Here is a 19,855-nt window from a genome sequence, read left to right on the forward strand (position 1 = left end):
GCGAGCGTGTGACGTTGCCTGGTGGGGTCCGGTAGTGAGCGGCCCTGGGGAGGGGCCGGCAAGCGACAGGGCGGAAGAGAGTGGCACGAGTAGTCGTACGAGAGCCGAGTACGGGCGCTAGGAGCGCTCCGCCGCTGGTCCGGCAGGAGACGTCCGCCTTCGTGAGGGAGTTGCTCGGCGCCGGCTGGGCGGCGGTGTTCCTGCCCGGCGAGCCCGCCCGCCTTGGGCGGCTGCTGCTGTGGAAACCGACCGGGGCAGCAGCCGGAGACTGTATGGCGCCCACCGGCCTTGAGACCGAGGCGGTGGAGCTGGTCCTGCCGCACGGCCGCTCGGTCAGGCGGCGCAGGGTCGAGGGTTACGCGCTGCCTGTCGCCGTCGCTGTCTCCGCCCTGGCCAGTGCGGAGCCGACGCATTCCTCCGGCGCCGCCTGGCAGGCCGCCACTCGCTTCGCGCTGCGGCTGCTCGCCGACGGCCGCCTCCACCCGGCCCTCACCCCCGCCGGTTACGACACCTGGCAGGCGGGTCCCTTTACCGCCGCCCAGCGCCAGACGCTGGACGCCCTGGCCGCCGCCTTCCCGCCACACGCCCACTGCCTGCCCGGGCCCGGCCCTGCTCCGGTACGGATCGCCGAACCGGCCGCGCTGATACGCCAGTTCTGTGACGCGGTCGCCGATGATCTGGTCCGTACGCCGGCCGCGCCGCTCGCCATGGGAGCGCTGCCGTACGCCTGGCGCGAGGCCCGCGCCGTGCCCACCTTGCGTGAATGGGCCGAGGAAACCCAGGCGGCGCTCACCGCCGAGGTCAGGGTCTCCCTGCGCGTCGACGTACCCGAGGGACGCCGACGGCAGTTCCGGGCCGTCCTGCAACTGCACACCGCGGCGGACCCGGCGCTCGTCGTCGAGGCCGCACGACTGTGGAGCGAGCCGGCCGGAGTTGAGCGGCTGCTCGGCCCACGCGCCGAGACCGAGACCCTGCTCGCCCTGCGCCGCGGTGCCCGCGCCTGGCCCCCGCTGCGGAGGCTGCTCAACGATGCCGCTCCCGATGAGCTCCGGTTGACCGACGATGAAGCCTTCGATCTCCTCGGGGACGCCACGAACGCGCTGCGCGCGGCCGGTGTCGACGTGCACTGGCCGCGCGACCTGGTCAAGGCACTCACCGCGACCGCGGAGATCGGGCAGCGCACCGCCCCCGGTTCCACCGCGGGCGGCCTGCTGGACACCGAGGCCCTCCTCGACTTCCGCTGGCAAATCTCCCTCGGCGGCGAGCCGCTCACCGAGTCCGAGATGGATGCTCTCGCAGAGTCACGCCGTCCCCTCGTCCGGCTTCGCGACCAGTGGGTGATCGCCGACCCGAAGCTGGTGGCCCGCGCCAAGCGCCGCCGGATGGAACCGCTCACCCCCATGGAGGCGTTGAGCGCCGCGCTGACCGGCGAGGCCGAGCGGGACGGTGACCGGGTCCCCTGCACGGCGGTCGGTGCGCTCGGCGACTTGGTCGCTCGTATCCGCGATCCCGGTTCCCGTACCCCCGTGCCCCAGCCCGCCGCGCTCAAGGCCACGTTGCGCGGGTACCAGAAACGTGGCCTGGCCTGGCTGGCCGAGATGTGCGCACTCGGTCTCGGCGGCTGCCTCGCCGACGACATGGGCCTGGGCAAGACCATCACCCTGCTCGCTCTGCACCTGCACCGCCAGACCGACCCCGCCACCGCCGGCCCCACGCTCGTCGTCTGCCCCACCTCTCTGCTCGGCAACTGGCAGCGCGAGGCCGCCAGGTTCGCGCCTTCCATCCCCGTGCGCCGCTACCACGGCGGCGACCGCCACCTGAAGGACCTCGCCGATGACGAGATCGTCCTGGTCACCTACGGCGTCCTGCGCCGCGACCGGGAGACACTCACCGAGCACGCATGGTCGCTGATCGCCGCCGACGAGGCACAGCACGTCAAGAACCCCTACGCCGTCACCGCCCGTGAGCTGCGCGCCCTGCCCGCCCGCGCCCGCGTCGCCCTCACCGGCACCCCCGTGGAGAACAACCTCTCCGAACTGTGGGCGCTCCTCGACTGGACCACCCCCGGACTCCTCGGCCCGTTCACGGCCTTCCGCGACCGGCACGCCCGAGCGATCGAGTCGGGCGAGGACCCACAGGCCGCCGACCGGCTGTCCCGTCTTGTCCGCCCGTTCCTGCTGCGCCGCAGGAAGTCCGACCCGGGCATCGCACCCGAACTGCCCGCCAAGACCGAGACCGAGCGCGTCGTACCTCTGACCGCCGAGCAGGCAAGCCTCTACGAGGCAGTGGTCCGCGAAGCCATGACGAAGATCGCCGAGGCCGACGCCATCGCCCGCCGCGGTCTGGTTCTGAAGCTCCTCACCGCGCTGAAGCAGATCTGCAACCACCCCGCCCAGTACCTGCGCCAGTCGACACCACTGCGCGGCCGGTCCGGCAAGCTCGACCTGCTCGACGAACTGATCGACACCATCACCGCCGAGGGCGAGTCGGTGCTGGTCTTCACCCAGTACAGGCAGATGGCGACCCTTCTGGAGAAGCACCTCGCGGAGCGGGGAGTCCCCACCCTCTTCCTGCACGGCGGTACCCCCGTCACCGCGCGCGAGGAGATGGTGGACCGCTTCCAGCACGGCGTGGTGCCGGTGTTCCTGCTCTCCCTCAAGGCCGCGGGCACCGGCCTCAACCTCACCCGCGCCACCCACGTCGTGCACTACGACCGCTGGTGGAACCCGGCCGTCGAGGACCAGGCCACCGACCGCGCCTACCGCATCGGCCAGGACAGGCCCGTACAGGTCCACAAGCTCCTCGCGGAGGGCACCGTGGAGGACAAGGTGGCGAAGCTTCTCGAGTCCAAGCGCGCACTCGCCGACGCCGTCGTCGGCTCCGGTGAGGCCGCCCTGACCGAACTGTCCGATGCCGACCTCGCCGAACTCGTCGCCCTGGGGAGGCAGACATGAGCCCTTCGTTTCCCGGCCGGCGCCGCGCGCCCGCCCGCGGCAGGCGTGCCTTCGCCGAGACCTGGTGGGGCCAGGCATGGGTGACGGCCCTGGAGGACTCCACCCTCGACTCGGGGCGCCTGTCCCGCGGACGCACCTATGCCCGCCAGGGCATGGTCGGCGCGGTCACCATCGCCCCCGGCCAGGTCAAAGCCGCCGTCCAGGGCAGCCGGCCCCGCCCCTACCGCTCCGTCGTCCGCCTGCCCGCCCTCACCGGCCCTCAGTGGGACACCCTGCTCGACACGATCGCGGCCCGCGCCGGACATCTCGCAGCACTTCTCGACGACGAGATGCCCGCCGGACTCGTGGACGACGCCCGGCACGCAGGCGTCCCACTTCTCCCACTCCCCACCGAGCTCGATCCGGAGTGCTCCTGCCCCGACTGGGGATACCCCTGCAAGCACGCCGCCGCGCTCTGCTACGCCATCGCCGCCACCATCGACACCGACCCATTCGTGCTCTTCACGCTGCGCGGCCGCGGTCGCGAGGAGGTCTTCACCCAGCTACGCGCACGCCGTACGGCAGCACAGGAGACCGCCGCCCAACCGGCACCTGCCGGCGCCCCGGCCGCCGCCGCGTACTCCCACTGGGCCGAAGCGCCCCCCGCACTGCCCGAACTCCCGGAACCCGCCGCCCACACCACAGCATTGCCGGTCGCCCCGCCATCCGGCACCGGCCTGGCCGCCGCGGACCTGGAACGCCTCATGGCCGATGCCACCGCGCGCGCCGCCCGGCTCCTCGCGGGCGACACCACCGATCTGCACCTGACCCAGCGCCAGGACGCCGTCCGCATCGCCGCAAGCGACCCCGGACTTGAGTGGTTCCACCACCTGATCCAGAACACCGGCGCCAAACCCACTGCCTTCGCACGTCTCACCCGCGCCTGGCGCCACGGCGGTCCCACGGGCATCACCGTCGCCGAACAGCCCTACGCCCCCGATCCGACGGTGATGAAGACCGCCCGCACCGCCGTGGACGCGGCCCTCGCCGAGATGACCGACTCCCCCACACACCTCAGGACCTGGCGCAACCGCCTCACCCTCACCCACCACGGCATCCAGCTGCGTCTGGGCCCTGACGCCCGCTGGTACCCCTACCTCCGGGACGACGACGGCGAATGGTGGCCCGGGGCACCAGCCGACAGCGACCCGGTCACCGCGCTCACCGCGGCCTGGTCGCAGAACGGGGAGTGAGGAAGCGATTCCCCCGCTGGCCGGGTCGACGTGAGTGAGCTCTTCCTCCTGATCCGCACCCTTGGCCTCGGCCCTTCGCCGCGCGCTTCGGGACCTGCCGCTGGTCGCGGGCGGCGAACTGGGCGCGGAGGGCCGGCCGCAGGGTCAGTGAGGCGGCCATCGTGACCGGCACGGTCAGCGCGATGGCCAGGGCCACGCCCTGGCGGGCGCCGAGGCCCAGGGCGGCCGTGGGGCGTCGTACTCCTCGCATCGTCCTGTTCTTCGCCTGACCGTCACCGCTCGATCCGGATCCGCCTCGTCTCGCTCACCTGGTCGATCTCCGACACCCGGACCGTCGTCTTCATGGTCCAGGCGCCGGGGAGGGGGAGGGTGAGGGAGTTGGCGCTCCAGTAGCCGCCCCGGTCGACGAGTTCCGCGTCGACCGGGCCGACGCCCCGGTCGGGAAGGGTGAAGGAGAGGCGCAGTTCGGGTATGGCGGCCAGGCTGCCGTCGGGGCCGAAGACGACGGCCTGCACCGCGTTGTCGCCGGTGCGGCCTGGGTCCAGGGTGATCTGGACGGTGCCCCGGCCGGAGGCGCCGATGTCGAAGGGGATCGTGGTGACGGAAGCGGGCAGCACCCCGCCCGCCGGTACGGCCCGTGCCGCCTCGTCCGCCGCCCGGCCCGGCACCGTACTGGTGAGCACGGTCGTGACCACCAGGACGACGGCCGCGACGACGGCCTCGACCAGAACGGACCGGCGCAGCCCGCGACGGCGGGCGTCCCCGACGGCGGACGGCTCCGACTCGGCCGCCCCCCGCTCCGACGGCCCCGGCTCGGACGACCCAGAACCCGACGCCCCCCGCTCGGACACCCCCAGCTCGGACGACCCAGAACCCGACGCCCCCCGCTCGGACACCCCCAGCTCGGACGACCCAGAACCCGACGCCCCCCGCTCGGACACCCCCAGCTCGGACTGCTCCGACACCCGCGCCGGAGGCCCGCCCACCGGCTCCGGCACCCGCTCACGTACCCGCTCGCGTACGGCCGTCTCCGCGTCCACCGCGTCCACCGCAGCCACCGCACCGGCCGCATTGGTCGCGCCCGCCGCACCCGCCGCATCGGTCGCCTCGGACGCACTCGCCGCGCCAGCCGCACCGGTCGCCTCGGACGCACTTGTCGCACCCACCGCCCTCGCCGCACCGGCCGCCTCGGACGCACCCGCCGCACCCGCCGCACCCGCCGCACCCGCCGCACCCGTCGCCCACGCGCCCGTCCAACGCCGCGAGACCGCCGCCGCGGCCAGCAGCACGGCCACGCCGGCCAGTTTGGCGAGCAGCAGCCTGCCGTACGTCGTCTCCGTGAGCGCCGGCCAGGAGCCGAGGCCGCGCCAGGACTGGTAGACGCCGGTGACGACCAGGACGGTCACGGCGGCGAAGGCGGTCCGGGAGAAGCGGGCGATTGTGGCGGCGTCCGCGGACGAGCGCAGGGTGGCGAGCAGGGCGACGAGGCCGCCGAGCCAGACCGCCGTGGCGAGCAGGTGCAGCACGGACGACGTCACCGCCACCGGCACCTGGATCCCCGCGGCGGCGTGCTCGGCGGCGGCCCAGGTCAGGGCCAGGCCGACGGCCAGCGCGGCGCCCACCGCGGCGGCGAGCGGGGCCCGCTCCCGGTGCCGGTACCGGCCCCCGCGGGCCATGCGGACGAGGAAGAGCCCGGCCGGCACGAGCAGCGCCAGCCTCACCAGCAGCAGCGCTCCGGGCCGGGTCGTGAGGGTGCCGCCGAGCGCGTCGGCGTCGAGGGCCGCCGCCGGCCCCGTGCCCGCCTCGTACGGGGCGCGCAACACCAGCAGGGCGACGGTCGAGCCCAGCAGGGTCCACCAGCCCGCCACCAGTGGCCGGCGCAGCGGGGCGGGGTCCGGCGGGCGGCACAGGGCGACGAAGGCGGCCGTGCCGATGAGCAGGGCCGCGGCGAGGTAGGCGAGGTAGCGGGCGGTCTTGTGGAGGGCGGCGGTCAGCGGGTCCTCGGTGGGGCCGGGGGCCACGGACGCGGTCGTCAGGGAGGGCTTGCCGACCGAGAAGGTGAAGGCGCCGGAGACGGGGTGGCTGTCGGCCGACACCACCCGCCAGGCCACGGTGTACGTGCCCTCGCCGAGCCGGCCCGTCAGCGCCACCCGCGCCGTGTCGGAACGGCCGTCGGCGTGCCCGGCCTCACCCGTCCGCACCCGGTGCCCGCCGGGGTCGAGGACGCGGAAGGAGTCGTCGCGCAGGCCGACGGACTCGGTGAAGGTCAGGGTGACGTGGCGGGGGGCGCGCTGGAGGACGCTGCCGTCCTCGGGGTCGGTGGAGCGCAGGGCGGCGTGGGCGGACGCCGGTCCCGCGCCGCCGAGGACGAGCAGGACCAGCAGGGTGCCCAGCAGCACCGGTCCCCGAAGTCTCCGGCCGCCCCGGGCTCCAGCGCGCGTACCGCCACCACACCTCACGTCGCATCTCCGTCGTCGTGACCCACTGCCTCGGGGATACGTACGGACGCGGGCGCCGCCCCGCTCACCGGAGACTCACCGGATGCCGGGCGGAGCGTTCACCACGACGGGCGTGCCGTCACTCCGCCGTCCACCACCAGGTCGTGCCCGGTGCCCCGGGACGCCAGCCGTGACGCGAGGAACACGCACGCGTCGCCCACGTCCTCCGGCCGCCCCAGCCGTCCCGCGGGCGCCGCCTCCCGCCACCGCCGTACCCCGTCCGGCCAGGCCGCCGCGAGCCCGTCCCGGTCGGCGAGGCCGGGCGAGACGGTGTTGACCCTGACTCCCCACGGGCCGTACTCCAGCGCGGCGGAACGGGCGTGCGCCACGACCGCCGCCTTGGAGGCGCCGTAGTGCGCGTGGGCGGGTGCGGGGGCGTTCGCCTCGATCGAGGCGATGTGGGTGACCGTGCCGCCGTCGTCCTGGGTCCGCATGATCCCGGCGGCGGCCTGCGTGCACGCGAAGACACTGGTGAGTTGGTGTCCACCACCGCCCGCCACTCGGCGGCCGCCATGCCGGCCAGCTCCCGCAGCGGCTGCACGCCCGCGTTGTTGACCAGCGCCGTCAGCCGTCCACCGCCCCAGTCGGCGGCTTCCTCGACCAGGCGCCGGCAGGCGTCCTCGTCGGTGAGGTCGGCCCGCAGTACCACCGCCCGGCCGCCGCGCTCCCCGATCCGCGCGGCCACGTCCCGAGCCGCCTCGACCGCCGTACGGCAGTGCACCGCGACCGCCGCGCCCTCCTCGGCGAACCGCAGCGCGATCCCTCGTCCGATGCCGCCGCCCGCGCCCGTCACGAGTGCCACCTGACCGTCGAGCAGGTTCATGGGCGGCACAGTTCCACGATCCGCCCGGCCGCCGCCGGATAGCGCGCCGTGAGGACGGCCGCGTCGCCGTGCTCGTAGTCCCCGTAAGTGAACCCGGGGGCCATCGTGCACCCGAAGAAGGACCACGCGCCGCCCGCCGCCACCCGGCCGCCCATCCAGGTCCCGGCGGGGACGGTGAACTGCACGTGCTGCCCGCCCAGCACGTCCGGTCCCAGCGCGGCCGTACGCACGCCGCCGTCCGGGTCGAGGAGCAGCAGCTCCAGCGGATCGCCGAGGTAGAAGTGCCAGACCTCGTCGGTGGGCAGGCGGTGCAGGGCGGAGAAGTCACCCGGCCGGGCGGTCAGCAGGGCGACGATGGCCGAGCCCGCCGGGCGTCCGTCCGGCCGCCCGGGCCCTGCCCAGGTGCGCCGGAACAGACCGCCCTCACGCGGAATGGGCTCCAGCCCGTAGTGCGCGATCAGGTCCTCGGCGGTCGGCGGGGAAGTCACCCGCCGAACGCTACCTCCCTGCGCAGGAACGCGAGTTGCGCCTTCTTCTCCGGCAGGTACACGTCCGGCAGGTCGATCTCCGGCAGTACGACCGCCGGTCCGGCGGTGAAGCCCTGCTTGAGGAAGCGGGCGATCGCCTTCTCGTTGCCGACGTCCGGGTCGACCACGATCCGCTTCCGGTCCAGGCCCAGCAGGACGTACGCCATCAGGGCCGCCGCCAGCGCGGCGGTCCAGCCGGGACGCGCGCCCTCGGTCCCGGCGGGTGCCAGCAGCAGGTGGACGCCGATGTCGCCGGGTTCGACGTCGTAGCACTCGCTCACCCGGTCGGCCCCGGGGTCGTAGGTCTGGAGCAGCGCGACCGGCTCGCCGTCCTTGACCACCAGGAAGGCGTGGTGGGTGTCCAGCGTGTCCATGTGGGCGTAAATTCCCGCGACCTGGTCCCGCGTCAGGCCGTTCATGCCCCAGAAGGCGGCCCGCTCCTCGCTCACCCAGCGGTGGATCACGCCGGCGTCCGCGGCGGCGTCGAGCGGGAGGACGCGGACGGTGCCGAAGCCGTCGAGTTCCTGCTCGTGGACGGCGGCGCGGGAGGCGTACGGGGACGTGTGCTGATCAGACATCGGTTTCCTCGGTGAGTCGGTCGAAGTCGGTGACCACGGGGACGAGTTCACCGTCGAGCCACCGGGCCCGCTGGTCCCGGTGGTGCGGCGAGCCGGGGACGCCGGACGCGCCGAGGGGTACCACCCAGCGGCTGGCCTGCCGGTCGGCCAGGTCCCAGACGTACCGGGCGGCGGGGCCGCGTGCGGCACGGTCGGTGAGGCCGGGGACGGCGGAGGTGCACAGCACGCAGTCGTGGTCTCCGGAGAGCCGGGGCCCGTCGGCGTGGGAGGGGTCCGGCAGCGCCTGCCAGGCGGCGAGGCGGTGGCTGTCGCCCCAGGTGCCGGCCGGCGGATCGGCGGCCACCTCCTCCAGCGCCGCGCGGACCGCCCCGGCGCGGTCGATGCCGTACAGGTCCTCGGCGCGCAGCAGGTGTTCGAGGGCATAGCCGACGCGGGGCACGAGCGCGAGCCACGGCAGCAGTACCTCGGGGTACGCGGGCGGCACGGACGCCGGGGCGAGGACCGGGTGCGCCGCCAACCGCCGCACGACCGCCCCGCGTACGGCCGCGTACGCCGCCGCGTCGGCGCTGCCGGCGTCCATGCGCCGGTCCCAGGACAGGAGCCGGTCGCGGAGGGCGGCGGCCGCGGGGGTCAGGTCGTCCAGGGCCGTCAGCCGGTCCAGGAGGGGGCCGGCCGAGGCGAGGAGGGTGTCCGTGTGGATCGCGGACATGTCGGCTGCCGCCCAGCGCTCCTTCCCGGCGAGCAGGGCGGCGATGCGGTCGGCGCGGTGCGGTGGGGCGAACTCGACGCCCAGCGGTGCGGCCGGGCCGCGCTGGTTGGCCATCACGGCGACGCCGTCGGCGAGCCCGGCGCGGGGCGGGGTGTGCCAGCCGTCCCACTCGTGGCCGGGCTCCCAGGCGGGCACCGGACGCAGGCCGTTGGCGGCGGACCGCAGCGGCACCCGCCCCGCCACCCGGTGCAGCAGCCCGCCCTCGGTGTCGGCGGCCTGCACGACGTTGACCGGCTCGGCCCACGCGTCCAGGGCACGGTCCACGTCGGCGACCCGGCGGGCCCGCAGCAGCGGCAGCAGGGCGCCGAAGCCGAGGTCGGCGGTGACGCGGGGCGGGTAGCGCAGACTGAGGGCGGTGGGGGTGCCGTCGTCGAGTCCCTCGGGTCCGCCGGCGATCACCGGCCCCCGGTCGGTCTCGATGACCTCGACCTCGACGATCTCGTCCCCTTCTTCCCCTTGGCTCGCGACCCGAATGGTCTCCGTGTGCCGGGCGGCGCGGTGCCAGGTGCCGTCCGGGCCGAGGGCCTCGACGCCGGCGCCGGTGCGGCGCAGACGCTCGCGGTACAGGTCCTGGTAGTCGGCCATGGCGTTGGTGATGGCCCAGGCGACCGTGCCGGTGTGGCCGAAGTGGGCGATGCCGGGGACGCCGGGCACGGCGAGGCCGACGACGTCGAACTCCGGGCAGGACAGGTGGATCTGCTGGTAGACGCCGGGGTCCTCGATGAAGCGGTGCGGGTCGCCCGCGATGACGGCCTGCCCGGTGGTGGTCCGCTCGCCGCTCACCAGCCAGCCGTTGCTGCCGGCGGTGCCGGGTCCGTCGGCGGCGAAGAGGGCGACCGCGTCCGGGCCGAGGTGCGCGGTGACGTGCTCCCGCCAGAGCTTGGCGGGGAAGCCCGCGAAGAGGATGTGCGTGGCGAGCCAGACACCGAGCGGGGTCCAGGGCTCCCAGCGGCCGGGGGCGAGACCGGCGCGCGCGAACTCGGGGGCGGCGGATCCGATTTCGGCCAGCCCCTCGTTCACACCGTCGACGTACGCCCGCACCCATACGGCCGTCTCCGGGTCCTTCTCCTCCAGGGCGGTGAAGCAGCGGCGGGCGGTGTCCGCGAGCCGCGCCCGCCGGGCGAGCCGGTCCCAGGACAGGGCCCCGGGCCCGAGGAAGGACGCGGAGGTGCCCTGCGCGCGGTGGCGCTCGACCTCCAGCTGCCAGGCCCGGTCGCGTGCGGTCACCCGGCCCTGGGCGCGGGCGAGTTCGTCCGCGTTGTCCGCGCGCAGGTGCGGGATCCCCCAGGCGTCGCGGTAAGTCTCGGTGCTCACCCCTGTACCCCCACTTTCCCTTTAGGTTAGGCTCACCTAAGTCTTACGTCGTGGCCGAATAGTACGTGAAGGGTGAAGAAACAATGGGGCAGGGGCGGGGTTGGGAGGGCGCGGTCCTCAAGCTGATGCGTGCGAAGGACTTCGAGTTCACCGTGACGGACGCGGAGGACGTGACGCCGGACTTCCGGAGGCTGCGCCTGAGTGACGGCGGCATGCTGGCGGCGACCGGCGTCCACCCCACGATGTGGGTGCGGCTGTGGTTCGACAACGCGGGCAAACCGCACCAGCGGGCGTACACACTGGTCGACCCGGACCCGGCGGCCGGCACCTTCGGCATGGAGTTCGCCCTGCACGAGGGGTGCGCGAGCGACTGGGCCAGGGCGGCGAAGCCCGGCGACACCATCGAGGCGACGGTCCAGGGCACCGGCTTCGAGGTCCCCGAGCCGGTTCCCTCCCGCGTCTTCGCGGTGGCCGACCCGGCGTCCCTGCCCGCCCTCAACTCCCTCCTCGACGCGCTGGGACCGGTTCCCGCGACGATCTGGTTCGAGGACGGCGGCACCGGCACCGACGGCCTGCCCTTCCGTACCGGCCCCGACCGCCACGAGGTCCGCACGGTCCCGCGCCGTGACGCGGGCGCCCACCTGGTCGCGCAGGTGAAGGAGGCGCTGCCGGAGCTGTTGCGGTCGACGCCCGAGCCGTTCGTCTGGATCGCCTGCGACACGGCGACGACCCGGGCGCTGGCCTCGTACGCCCGCAAGGAGCTGGGGCTGCCCAAGCAGCGGGTGAGCGCGCTGGGGTACTGGCGCGCGACCTGAGCCCGCACACGCGATCATCGAGGGCATGGACGTCACACTTCACCTCGCCCAGGACCCCCAGGCCGACGAGCTCCTCGGCCGCAGCCCGCTCGCCGCGCTGGTCGGCATGCTGCTCGACCAGCAAGTCCCCATGGAGTGGGCGTTCAAGGGGCCGTCGACCATCGCGCGGCGCATGGGCGCGGAGGACCTGGACGCGCACGACATCGCGGCCCACGACCCCGAGGCGTTCGCCGCCCTGCTCTCCGACAAGCCGGCCGTGCACCGCTACCCCGGCTCGATGGCGGGCCGCGTCCAGCAGCTGTGCCGGTACCTCGTCGAGACCTACGACGGTGACGCGGAGGCCGTCTGGCGGGGTGTCTCCACCGGCAAGGAGCTGCTGAAGCGGCTCCAGGACCTGCCCGGCTTCGGCAAGCAGAAGGCCCAGATCTTCCTCGCCCTGCTCGGCAAGCAGCTCGGCGTCCAGCCGGACGGCTGGCGCGAGGCCGCCGGCGCCTACGGCGAACCCGGCGCCTTCCGCTCCGTCGCCGACATCACCGGCCCTGAGTCCCTGACGAAGGTCCGCGCCCACAAGCAGGAAATGAAGGCGGCGGCCAAGGCGGCGAAGACCTCGGGCGATTAGCCCCCGGCTTCGGGCAGTCGTGCAACAGGGACGGCACGGATGAACGCAACAGCACCCGCCGACCCCGGACCACGACACCCCACCCGGGCCCCCGACTACGGGCCGTCACGCAACAGGGACGGCACGGATGAACGCAACAGCACCCGCCCGACCCCGGACCACGACACCTCACCCCCGGCCCGCACCAACGCCGGGCGCCACTTGCACCACCCGCGCCTACGCACCCGCCCACATCAGCCCACTGGCCCGCCCCAACTGGCGCCCCCACCACCCCCGCTCCCAGCATGGAGCATGACCGAGCCACCCAGCGGCACCCCCGGAGGGCAGCCGTACGACGACCGCGGGATCCACGCCCGTGCGGGCCACGGCACGCACACCCCGACAGGCGGACGGCACGCGTCCGGGCCCGAACCCGAGCCCGCCTTCGAGGGTCCGCTGCACTCGCTGTCCCGCGCCGCATGGCAGACCGTGCTGCTCACCGGGATCGCCTCACTCGTCCTGGGCGTGCTGGTCCTGGTCTGGCCGGGCGCGTCACTGCGCGCCGCCGGTGTGCTCTTCGGCCTCTACCTCGTCATCAGCGGCGTCCTCCAACTGGCCGCCGCCTTCGGCACCCACCGGACGACCTCGCTGCGGGTCCTCGCCTTCATCAGCGGCGCGGTGTCGATCCTGCTGGGCCTGTTCTGCTTCCGCGGCCCTCTGCAGTCGGTACTGCTGCTCGCGCTGTGGATCGGCATCGGCTGGCTCTTCCGCGGCGTCACGCAGATCCTGGCCGCCGTCCACGACCCGGCGATGCCCGCGCGCGGCTGGCACATCTTCCTCGGCGCCGTCACCGTCGTCGCCGGCATCGTGCTGATCGACTCGCCGGTGGAGTCGGCGGCCGTCCTCATGCTGTTCGGCGGCTGGTGGCTGGTAGCCGTCGGCGTGGTCGAGATCGTCACGTCCGTACGCCTGCGTGGGCGAGCCCACCAGGTCCCACGCGCCCTGTGAACCGCCCCTACGCCGAGCGAGCGGTTCTCGTCCCGGCACGGTGGGCGGCGTACGCCCGGCGGGGACACGACCTGACGTGAGCCCCACACCGCACGCCGCTGCCGACGCCCGCGCCACGCGCGTCGGACATACGGCGCGCACAGGGCGCGCGACGCGTGCGGCACGTACAGGGCGCGCGGCGCGTGTGGCACGTACAGGGCGGGCGACGCGCACCGGACGCCGTCGCGCCTGCCTGCGGGCCCTGGTCCTGCTGCTCGTCCTGATCGTGCCGTGCACGCACGCGACGGCCCAGGCGGCACCGACCGCCCTGGTGGCCGGGGGGAGCGGAGGTGTCGGCGGAGCCGGTGGCAGCGGACCTGGCGGCGGTGCCCCGGGCGGCGCCGCCGGTGAGTACGACCACCTCGACACGGCGCTGCGCACACCGGCCCGCAGCGGCCGGCGCACCCTCGTGGCCCTGTCCGTCCCGCCGCCCCCGGCGCCCGGCCGCCACGTCCCCGCGCCCCGGACCCTCGCACCACCCCTTCCGGCCGGGCCGCCGCCCTCCCCACACGCCCCGCGCTCCGTGGTCCTGCGCTGCTGACCGGACCGGACCGGCGCCGACCGCACCGTCCGCCGGCCCTCCGCAAGAACGCGGAACGCGGAACGCGGAACGCGAGACACGAGACGCGGAACGCGACCCCCCGGAACACGGAACGAGGAACGAGGAATCCGCCATGCTCAACGACCCCTACGCCGTCCTGCGCGCCCTCCTGCGCGCCGAGGCCGCCCGCCGCACCACCAAGCCCGACACCGGCAGGCCGCAGACCCCGAGCGAACCCCGGCCGCCCGCGCGGCAAGGGAAGCGCGACTGACGCGGTCGCCCGAGCGGCGGAGGCGGGTCCGGCACCGCCTCCGCCTCCGGCGCAGCGCGCTCGCGGTCGCCCGTCCCGGGGCCGCCGTTCCCGTTTGCCCCCGTTTACGATCCTGCTGGCTCGTTTACGGCGTCATTTCCAGCGCCGCACTCCGGCGCCATGGCTGCGCCCGCAACGTCTTGGCCGGTAGGCTTTCCGTGTGATCTTCAAGCGCATCGGAAACGGCCGGCCGTACCCCGACCACGGCCGGGAGAGCACCCGGCAGTGGGCGGACGTCGCACCGCGCCCGGTCCGCCTCGATCAGCTCGTGACGACCAAGGGCCAGCTCGACCTGGAGACGCTCCTCGCCGAGGACTCCACCTTCTACGGCGACCTCTTCGCGCACGTCGTGAAGTGGCAGGGCGACCTGTATCTGGAGGACGGCCTGCACCGCGCGGTGCGCGCGGCGCTCCAGCAGCGCCAGGTGCTGCACGCGCGGGTCCTCGAACTCGACTGACCGGGCCCACGACCCCCTCGCACCCACCGCGACGGCCCCCTTCGACGCTTCGGCTTGACCCTTTCGGGTTGCATTGCGCCGAACCGCGGAAGACCGACTGATCATCTAATAGGCATCGCCGCCCAATCGCACTACGCTGCGCCCATGAGCATGCTCACCCCCCCTGGTATGGGCGGCCAGTACAAGATCACGGGGGACAAGTACCCGCGGATGCGACCGGCCCGACGACGCGGCCGGCTCGCGGTCGTCGCCGTCGCCTGCGTCACCGTGCTCGGGGTGCTCGGCTGGGGCACGATCCAGCTCATCGACGTCTTCACCGGCGGCGACAAGGCCTCCGCGGCCGGTGCCGGGACGGACTGCGTGACCACGGTCGCGAAGGCGAGCGCCTCGCCCGCCGCCGTGGCCCTGCCGAAGCCGGCCCAGGTCACCGTCAACGTGCTCAACGCGACGACCCGCAGCGGCCTCGCGCAGAAGACCGCCGACGAACTGAAGAAGCGCGGCTTCCGCATCGGCGACGTGAGCAACGCGCCCGAGAAGTACGACAAGAAGGTGACGGGCACCGGCCTCCTGCTCGGCCCGGCCGCCTCCCCGAAGACCTCGCTGCCCGTGCTCGGCACCCAGCTCCCCGCCGCCGAACGCCGTACCGACGCGGCCCGCAAGGGCGCCGCCGTCGACCTGATCATCGGCAACGGCTTCAAGGACCTCGCGAAGCGGGCGGACGCCGACGCGGCGCTGGCCGAGCTGGCGGCGCCGCAGCCGGCGTCCGCCGCGGAGAAGAAGAGCTGCTGAGCAGCCGTACAGGGGCGGGGCAGCCCCGGAGCGTGAGCGTGCGCTACTCGGCCGCCCCGTACATCCGGTCGCCCGCGTCGCCGAGGCCCGGCACGATGTAGCCCTGCTCGTTGAGACGCTCGTCGACCGAGGCCGTCACGACCGTCACCGGGGTGCCGGCCAGCTCGCGCTCCATGAGTTCGACGCCCTCGGGGGCGGCGAGCAGCACCACGGCCGTCACGTCGTCGGCGCCGCGCTTGATCAGCTCCTGGATGGACGCGACCAGGGTGCCGCCGGTGGCCAGCATCGGGTCCAGGACGTACACCTGACGCCCGGAAAGGTCCTCCGGCATGCGGGTCGCGTACGTGGAGGCCTGCAGCGTCTCCTCGTTGCGGATCATGCCGAGGAAACCCACCTCGGCGGTCGGCAGCAGCCGGACCATGCCGTCGAGCATGCCGAGGCCGGCCCGCAGGATCGGCACCACCAGCGGGCGCGGGTGGGAGAGCTTGACGCCGGTGGTCGGACAGACCGGCGTGTGGATGTCGACCTGTTCGGTGCGCACGTCGCGCGTGGCCTCGTAGGCGAGCAGGGTGACCAGCTCGTCGGCGAGACGGCGGAAGGTCGCGGAGTCGGTGCGCTGGTCGCGCAGCGTGGTGAGCTTGTGGGCGACCAGGGGGTGGTCGACGACGTGGAGACGCATGTCCTCCACAGTAACCGGGCCCCGTGGGGCCGGCGTCCCCCCGGCCGGGCAGGGACCCGGCCACGGCGACACCCGTTCACCGGCGTCAAACCGCCCGGCCGGGGGAAGGTGGGAGGGACGGACACTGGGTGGTGAGACTGTGCCTGACCGGGACCTCTACGACACGCCGTCCCCCGGCAAGGAGCCGGGGACCGGGCGCGGGGCGGAGCGCAGCACGGAGCCGGCCGGGGAGGCCGAGCGCCGTCGGCGCCGGGCCCAGTTCCTGCGCGACCTGGCGGAGGCCAGGCAACTGCGGGACCGCGTCCAGCCGCGCCGCGCCAAGGCCGCCCGGCTGCGCCACGCGATGCGCATGCGCACCTTCCGCTGGTGATTTCGCGACCGGTCCGGGGAAGATCGCGCGCCGCGCCGACGTTACGACGACGGGCGCACGCGGGCGCCGCGGGAATCCGCGTACGATCCGCACGTGGCTGCGACAAGTGCGCTGACGGGTGGCTGCCCGGGTGGGTACTCCCGGGACCCTGACCGACACCGCCGAACACGAAACTGCCGGACACAGGGCGCCGAAGACGTCCCCTGAAGGCCTTGTTTCTGCCACGATTCCGAGTGGGTGGGGGCTCGGAGCACCGCTCCCCCGCCCGCAGCCTCCGCCGGGGGGATTCCCAACCGGCACGCCTAGGACCAGTGGGAGAGTCACGGTGTACTTCGCCGCACTGCTCGCGCGCACCGAAGACGGGTGGGAAGCGAGCGATACAGAGCTCGACGATGTGGAGACCCTGTCGGATCTGGCCGACCTGGCCCGGGAAGCCTCTCCCGACGAGGACACGGTGCTCGTGCTGATCGAGCAGGAGGACGCGTGGTTCGGAGTCGTCCGGGTGGACGGCGAGGAGGATCCCCGCATCTATGTCTCGGACGCCGCCGCCGCCGCCCGCAGCAGCTACGGCGAGATCCTGCTCACCGACGAGCTGCTCGGCCGGGATCCCGGTGACGACGGCGACGACCTCGACGCCCTCGACCTCGACGGCACGGAGGACGGTGAATCCGACGACGAGGACGACGAGGAGGGCGGTGACGGCGGCGACACGGCCGCCGCCACGGGTGAGGCCGTGCCGCACGGCCCGGTCGGCGACGCCGAGGTCCTCGACGACCTGGGCGTGAGCGAGAAGGAACTGCGCTCGATGTCCGGGGATGCGGTCGGCGAGATCGCCGAGGCCCTGGGCGCCTCCGAGGTGCTGGAGACCGTCCGCTGACCGTGCCGACCGAACAGGACCGAGAAGGAGAACCGGCGGACCGCTCCGCCCCGCACGGCCCGCACGGCCCGCGCGACCCGGTGCGCGACCCGGTGCGCGACCCGGTGCGCGACCCGGTGCGCGACCCGGTGCGCGACCCGGTGCGCGACCCGGTGCGCGACCCGTGGCGAGCCGCGATGCGGCTCGCCCTGGCCGAGGCCCGGCGGGCGGCGCGGGGCGGGGACGTCCCCGTCGGCGCCGTCGTACTGGCGCCGGACGGGCGGACCGTGCTGGCGGCCGGGCACAACGAACGCGAGGCCGCCGGCGACCCCACGGCCCACGCCGAGGTCCTCGCGATCCGGCGGGCCGCCGCGGAGACCGGCGAGTGGCGGCTGGCCGGCTGCACGCTCGTCGTCACCCTGGAGCCGTGCACGATGTGCGCGGGCGCGCTCGTGCAGTCCCGCGTGGACCGGGTCGTCTACGGCGCCCGCGACGACAAGGCGGGCGCCGCCGGCTCCCTGTGGGACGTCGTACGCGACCGGCGCCTCAACCACCGCCCCGAAGTGATCGAGGGCGTGCTCGCGGACGACTGCGCCCGCCTGCTCACGGACTTCTTCCGCGAGCGCTGACCGCCGTCGGCAGGGGCCCCGCGGCCTCCGGATACCGATTTCAAACCATGCCGCACCGTGCTGTAAGGTCTCTCTCGGTAGCGTGTCCGAGCGGCCGAAGGAGCTCGCCTCGAAAGCGAGTGTGGCGCAAGTCACCGAGGGTTCAAATCCCTCCGCTACCGCTCTTGAAGGGCCCCGTCGAAGGACGGGGCCCTTCGTGCGATCATGACCGACCGAAGGCGTGCTCGAAGGGACAGGGGAGGCCGCAGTGGCGGTGAATGCGAAGAAGATCGCCGTCTACGTGCTCGTGGTCTTCGCGCTCTATGTGATCATCACGGATCCGGCGAAGGCCGCCGACTACGTCCAGATAGGTTTCCAGGGCATCTCCGACGCGGCGAGCGCCGTCGGCGACTTCATGACCTGGGCCGCCAACGGAGGAAAGTGATGATCCGCCACCTGGTGCTGTTCAAGCTGAACGAGGGCGTGCGGCGCGACGACCCGCGCGTCGTGGAGGGCGTCGAGGCCTTCCGCGCGCTCGGCGGGCTCATCGAGGAGCTGCGCTTCTGGGAGTGCGCCTGGAACATCAGCGACCGGCCCATCGCCTACGACTTCGCCATCAACTCGGCCGTGGAGGACACCGACGCCCTCCGGCGCTACGTGGAGCACCCGGCGCACCAGGCGGGCGTCGCGCTGTGGCGGGAATTCGCCACCTGGGTGATCGCCGACTACGAGTTCTAGCCCGGCCACACCGCTCCGGCCCCGCACCGTACGGTGCGGGGCCGCTTCGCGTACCCGCCTGCGTTCACTCAACACGACGTTATGCGGTGCTTGCACACAGTGCACATGTCTTGTGATGCTATGACCGCTTTTGACGGATGAGTTACGGAAGAGTTGACCGATCACGAGGTGGAGTTGACCGTGCCGGCCAGTACTGCGCCTCAAGCACCGCCCGCACAGCCCGCGCCGCCCGCACAGGCCCAGGAGCCACCCGCACAGGGGTCCGCGCCGTCCGTACAGGGCCAGGGGCCGCCCGCACAGGGGCCCGCGCCGTCCGCACAGGGCCAGGAGCCACCCGCACAGGGACCGGCGACGTCCGCACAGGGCCAGGAGCCACCCACGCAGAAACCAGCGACGTCCGCACAGGCCCAGGAGCCACCCACGCAGAAACCAGCGACGTCCGCACAGGCCCAGGAGCCGACCGCGCGAGAGCCGGCGCCGCAGCGCAGCCGGGGCGCCGACACCCGGGCCCTGACCCAGGTGCTCTTCGGCGAGCTGAAGTGCCTCACGCCGGGCACCCCGGAGCACGACCGGGTGCGCGCGGCGCTCATCGAGGCCAACCTCCCGCTGGTGCGCTACGCCGCCGCGCGCTTCCGCTCCCGCAACGAGCCGATGGAGGACGTCGTCCAGGTCGGCACCATCGGGCTCATCAACGCCATCGACCGGTTCGACCCGGAGCGCGGCGTGCAGTTCCCGACGTTCGCGATGCCGACCGTCGTCGGCGAGATCAAGCGGTACTTCCGCGACAACGTCCGCACGGTGCACGTACCGCGCCGGCTGCACGAGTTGTGGGTGCAGGTCAACAGCGCGACCGAGGACCTGACGACCGCCTTCGGGCGCTCCCCGACGACCGCCGAGATCGCCGAGCGGCTGCGCATCACCGAGGAGGAGGTGCTGTCCTGCATCGAGGCGGGACGGTCGTATCACGCCACCTCGCTGGAGGCCGCCCAGGAAGGCGACGGGCTGCCCGGACTGCTCGACCGGCTCGGCTACGAGGACCCCGCCCTCGACGGGGTCGAGCACCGCGACCTGGTCCGGCACCTGCTCGTCCAGCTCCCGGAGCGGGAACAGCGCATCCTGCTGCTGCGCTACTACAGCAATCTCACCCAGTCGCAGATCAGCGCCGAACTCGGCGTCTCCCAGATGCACGTCTCGCGGCTACTGGCGCGTAGTTTCCAGCGATTGAGGTCCTCGAACAGGATCGAGGCGTAGTCTCGCCACACGGCCTCCTCGCATATCGAAAGCGCGTGCCAGGTGTCACCGGGGCGAGCGAATCGCTCACCAGGGCCGTTGCGGGCGGAATCGGGCCGATA

Annotated in this window: 20 protein-coding genes, 1 tRNA gene and 1 pseudogene; 16 read left to right on the plus strand and 6 right to left on the minus strand. The window is 73.7% G+C overall.

The genetic code is table 11. The features are described 5' to 3' along the window. Positions 1 to 161 precede the first annotated feature (161 nt). Together ACIQ1J_RS04020 and ACIQ1J_RS04025 are read left to right on the plus strand one after the other, a co-directional pair. Complete coding sequence (locus ACIQ1J_RS04020) at positions 162 to 2,954, plus strand: DEAD/DEAH box helicase (RefSeq protein WP_403553924.1); 2,793 nt, start codon at positions 162 to 164, stop codon at positions 2,952 to 2,954. Further along, positions 2,951 to 4,186: an SWIM zinc finger family protein gene (locus ACIQ1J_RS04025; protein WP_403553926.1), complete on the plus strand. Its 1,236-nt coding sequence runs from the start codon at positions 2,951 to 2,953 to the stop codon at positions 4,184 to 4,186. The genes ACIQ1J_RS04020 and ACIQ1J_RS04025 overlap by 4 nt, the downstream gene beginning before the upstream one ends. Before the next feature lie 272 nt (positions 4,187 to 4,458). On the opposite strand, the gene ACIQ1J_RS04030 is transcribed toward ACIQ1J_RS04025, so the two are convergent. From ACIQ1J_RS04030 to ACIQ1J_RS04050, 5 genes and pseudogenes are all read right to left on the minus strand, one after another. Continuing rightward, the gene (locus ACIQ1J_RS04030; protein WP_403553928.1) at positions 4,459 to 6,585 is read right to left on the minus strand and encodes a copper resistance CopC/CopD family protein; all 2,127 of its coding nucleotides are present in this window, start codon (positions 6,583 to 6,585) and stop codon (positions 4,459 to 4,461) included. A 158-nt stretch (positions 6,586 to 6,743) separates the two neighbouring features. Next, positions 6,744 to 7,507, minus strand: a pseudogene (locus ACIQ1J_RS04035) (SDR family NAD(P)-dependent oxidoreductase). Beyond that, on the minus strand, positions 7,504 to 7,995 hold the full coding sequence (locus ACIQ1J_RS04040; protein ID WP_210962184.1) for a cupin domain-containing protein: 492 nt from the start codon (positions 7,993 to 7,995) through the stop codon (positions 7,504 to 7,506). Before ACIQ1J_RS04040 ends, ACIQ1J_RS04035 begins: the two are co-directional and overlap by 4 nt. Further along, complete coding sequence (locus tag ACIQ1J_RS04045; protein WP_403553930.1) at positions 7,992 to 8,612, minus strand: GNAT family N-acetyltransferase; 621 nt, start codon at positions 8,610 to 8,612, stop codon at positions 7,992 to 7,994. The genes ACIQ1J_RS04040 and ACIQ1J_RS04045 overlap by 4 nt, the downstream gene beginning before the upstream one ends. Next, a complete protein-coding gene (locus tag ACIQ1J_RS04050; protein WP_403553932.1) occupies positions 8,605 to 10,695 on the minus strand; it encodes a penicillin acylase family protein in 2,091 nt (696 codons plus the stop codon). Before ACIQ1J_RS04050 ends, ACIQ1J_RS04045 begins: the two co-directional genes overlap by 8 nt. Positions 10,696 to 10,778: 83 nt before the next feature. Here ACIQ1J_RS04050 and ACIQ1J_RS04055 point away from each other — a divergent pair, with 83 nt between their 5' ends. The 7 genes from ACIQ1J_RS04055 to ACIQ1J_RS04085 all read left to right on the plus strand — a co-directional run bounded on the left by ACIQ1J_RS04055 (position 10,779) and on the right by ACIQ1J_RS04085 (position 15,252). After that, positions 10,779 to 11,510 carry a siderophore-interacting protein gene (locus tag ACIQ1J_RS04055; protein WP_403553934.1) on the plus strand — a complete coding sequence of 244 codons (732 nt, stop codon included), beginning with the start codon at positions 10,779 to 10,781 and terminating at the stop codon, positions 11,508 to 11,510. Between the two features lie 25 nt (positions 11,511 to 11,535). Further along, entirely contained in the window at positions 11,536 to 12,129 is a 594-nt protein-coding gene (locus ACIQ1J_RS04060) for an HhH-GPD-type base excision DNA repair protein (protein ID WP_210962188.1), read from the plus strand. A gap of 291 nt (positions 12,130 to 12,420) precedes the next feature. Next, positions 12,421 to 13,116: an HdeD family acid-resistance protein gene (locus tag ACIQ1J_RS04065; RefSeq protein WP_403553937.1), complete on the plus strand. Its 696-nt coding sequence runs from the start codon at positions 12,421 to 12,423 to the stop codon at positions 13,114 to 13,116. Between the two features lie 184 nt (positions 13,117 to 13,300). Beyond that, complete coding sequence (locus ACIQ1J_RS04070) at positions 13,301 to 13,696, plus strand: hypothetical protein (RefSeq protein ID WP_403553939.1); 396 nt, start codon at positions 13,301 to 13,303, stop codon at positions 13,694 to 13,696. A 133-nt stretch (positions 13,697 to 13,829) separates the two neighbouring features. After that, the gene (locus tag ACIQ1J_RS04075; RefSeq protein ID WP_210962190.1) at positions 13,830 to 13,967 is read left to right on the plus strand and encodes a hypothetical protein; all 138 of its coding nucleotides are present in this window, start codon (positions 13,830 to 13,832) and stop codon (positions 13,965 to 13,967) included. 199 nt (positions 13,968 to 14,166) lie between these two features. Continuing rightward, positions 14,167 to 14,463: a type II toxin-antitoxin system VapB family antitoxin gene (locus ACIQ1J_RS04080; RefSeq protein WP_003999914.1), complete on the plus strand. Its 297-nt coding sequence runs from the start codon at positions 14,167 to 14,169 to the stop codon at positions 14,461 to 14,463. Positions 14,464 to 14,631: 168 nt separating this feature from the next. Continuing rightward, complete coding sequence (locus tag ACIQ1J_RS04085; protein WP_403554786.1) at positions 14,632 to 15,252, plus strand: LytR C-terminal domain-containing protein; 621 nt, start codon at positions 14,632 to 14,634, stop codon at positions 15,250 to 15,252. A 43-nt stretch (positions 15,253 to 15,295) separates the two neighbouring features. Here the strand turns inward: ACIQ1J_RS04085 and upp are convergent, their stop codons facing one another. Further along, positions 15,296 to 15,931, minus strand: a complete 636-nt coding sequence (gene upp, locus ACIQ1J_RS04090) for a uracil phosphoribosyltransferase (protein WP_121747899.1) — start codon at positions 15,929 to 15,931, stop codon at positions 15,296 to 15,298. Positions 15,932 to 16,070: 139 nt separating this feature from the next. Between upp and ACIQ1J_RS04095 the strand changes: the two genes are divergently transcribed. The 7 genes from ACIQ1J_RS04095 (at position 16,071) to ACIQ1J_RS04125 (ending at position 19,754) form a co-directional block, all read left to right on the plus strand. Continuing rightward, entirely contained in the window at positions 16,071 to 16,301 is a 231-nt protein-coding gene (locus ACIQ1J_RS04095) for a hypothetical protein (RefSeq protein ID WP_210962191.1), read from the plus strand. A gap of 325 nt (positions 16,302 to 16,626) precedes the next feature. Further along, positions 16,627 to 17,178 (plus strand): hypothetical protein, encoded by a 552-nt coding sequence (locus tag ACIQ1J_RS04100; RefSeq protein ID WP_403553942.1) that lies wholly within the window; start codon positions 16,627 to 16,629, stop codon positions 17,176 to 17,178. 176 nt (positions 17,179 to 17,354) lie between these two features. Continuing rightward, the gene (tadA, locus tag ACIQ1J_RS04105) at positions 17,355 to 17,786 is read left to right on the plus strand and encodes a tRNA adenosine(34) deaminase TadA (protein WP_403554788.1); all 432 of its coding nucleotides are present in this window, start codon (positions 17,355 to 17,357) and stop codon (positions 17,784 to 17,786) included. A 76-nt stretch (positions 17,787 to 17,862) separates the two neighbouring features. Next, positions 17,863 to 17,947 (plus strand) — tRNA-Ser (locus ACIQ1J_RS04110). A gap of 86 nt (positions 17,948 to 18,033) precedes the next feature. Continuing rightward, a complete protein-coding gene (locus ACIQ1J_RS04115; RefSeq protein WP_210962193.1) occupies positions 18,034 to 18,210 on the plus strand; it encodes a hypothetical protein in 177 nt (58 codons plus the stop codon). Continuing rightward, entirely contained in the window at positions 18,210 to 18,503 is a 294-nt protein-coding gene (locus ACIQ1J_RS04120; protein ID WP_121747902.1) for a Dabb family protein, read from the plus strand. Before ACIQ1J_RS04115 ends, ACIQ1J_RS04120 begins: the two co-directional genes overlap by 1 nt. 180 nt (positions 18,504 to 18,683) lie before the next feature. Next, the gene (locus tag ACIQ1J_RS04125; protein WP_403553945.1) at positions 18,684 to 19,754 is read left to right on the plus strand and encodes a SigB/SigF/SigG family RNA polymerase sigma factor; all 1,071 of its coding nucleotides are present in this window, start codon (positions 18,684 to 18,686) and stop codon (positions 19,752 to 19,754) included. Positions 19,755 to 19,855: the final 101 nt, after the last annotated feature.

The sequence above is a fragment of the Streptomyces sp. NPDC097107 genome (genome assembly GCF_044762405.1).
GTDB lineage: Bacteria > Actinomycetota > Actinomycetes > Streptomycetales > Streptomycetaceae > Streptomyces > Streptomyces thinghirensis.

Coding starts and splice junctions, on each gene's coding strand:
- ACIQ1J_RS04025 (WP_403553926.1), top strand. CDS start 2,951: ATGAGCCCTTCGTTTCCCGGCCGGCGCCGCGCGCCCGCCCGCGGCAGG.
- ACIQ1J_RS04045 (WP_403553930.1), bottom strand. CDS start 8,612: ATGTCTGATCAGCACACGTCCCCGTACGCCTCCCGCGCCGCCGTCCAC.
- ACIQ1J_RS04055 (WP_403553934.1), top strand. CDS start 10,779: ATGGGGCAGGGGCGGGGTTGGGAGGGCGCGGTCCTCAAGCTGATGCGT.
- ACIQ1J_RS04060 (WP_210962188.1), top strand. CDS start 11,536: ATGGACGTCACACTTCACCTCGCCCAGGACCCCCAGGCCGACGAGCTC.
- ACIQ1J_RS04065 (WP_403553937.1), top strand. CDS start 12,421: ATGACCGAGCCACCCAGCGGCACCCCCGGAGGGCAGCCGTACGACGAC.
- ACIQ1J_RS04075 (WP_210962190.1), top strand. CDS start 13,830: ATGCTCAACGACCCCTACGCCGTCCTGCGCGCCCTCCTGCGCGCCGAG.
- ACIQ1J_RS04085 (WP_403554786.1), top strand. CDS start 14,632: ATGGGCGGCCAGTACAAGATCACGGGGGACAAGTACCCGCGGATGCGA.
- upp (WP_121747899.1), bottom strand. CDS start 15,931: ATGCGTCTCCACGTCGTCGACCACCCCCTGGTCGCCCACAAGCTCACC.
- tadA (WP_403554788.1), top strand. CDS start 17,355: ATGCGGCTCGCCCTGGCCGAGGCCCGGCGGGCGGCGCGGGGCGGGGAC.
- ACIQ1J_RS04120 (WP_121747902.1), top strand. CDS start 18,210: ATGATCCGCCACCTGGTGCTGTTCAAGCTGAACGAGGGCGTGCGGCGC.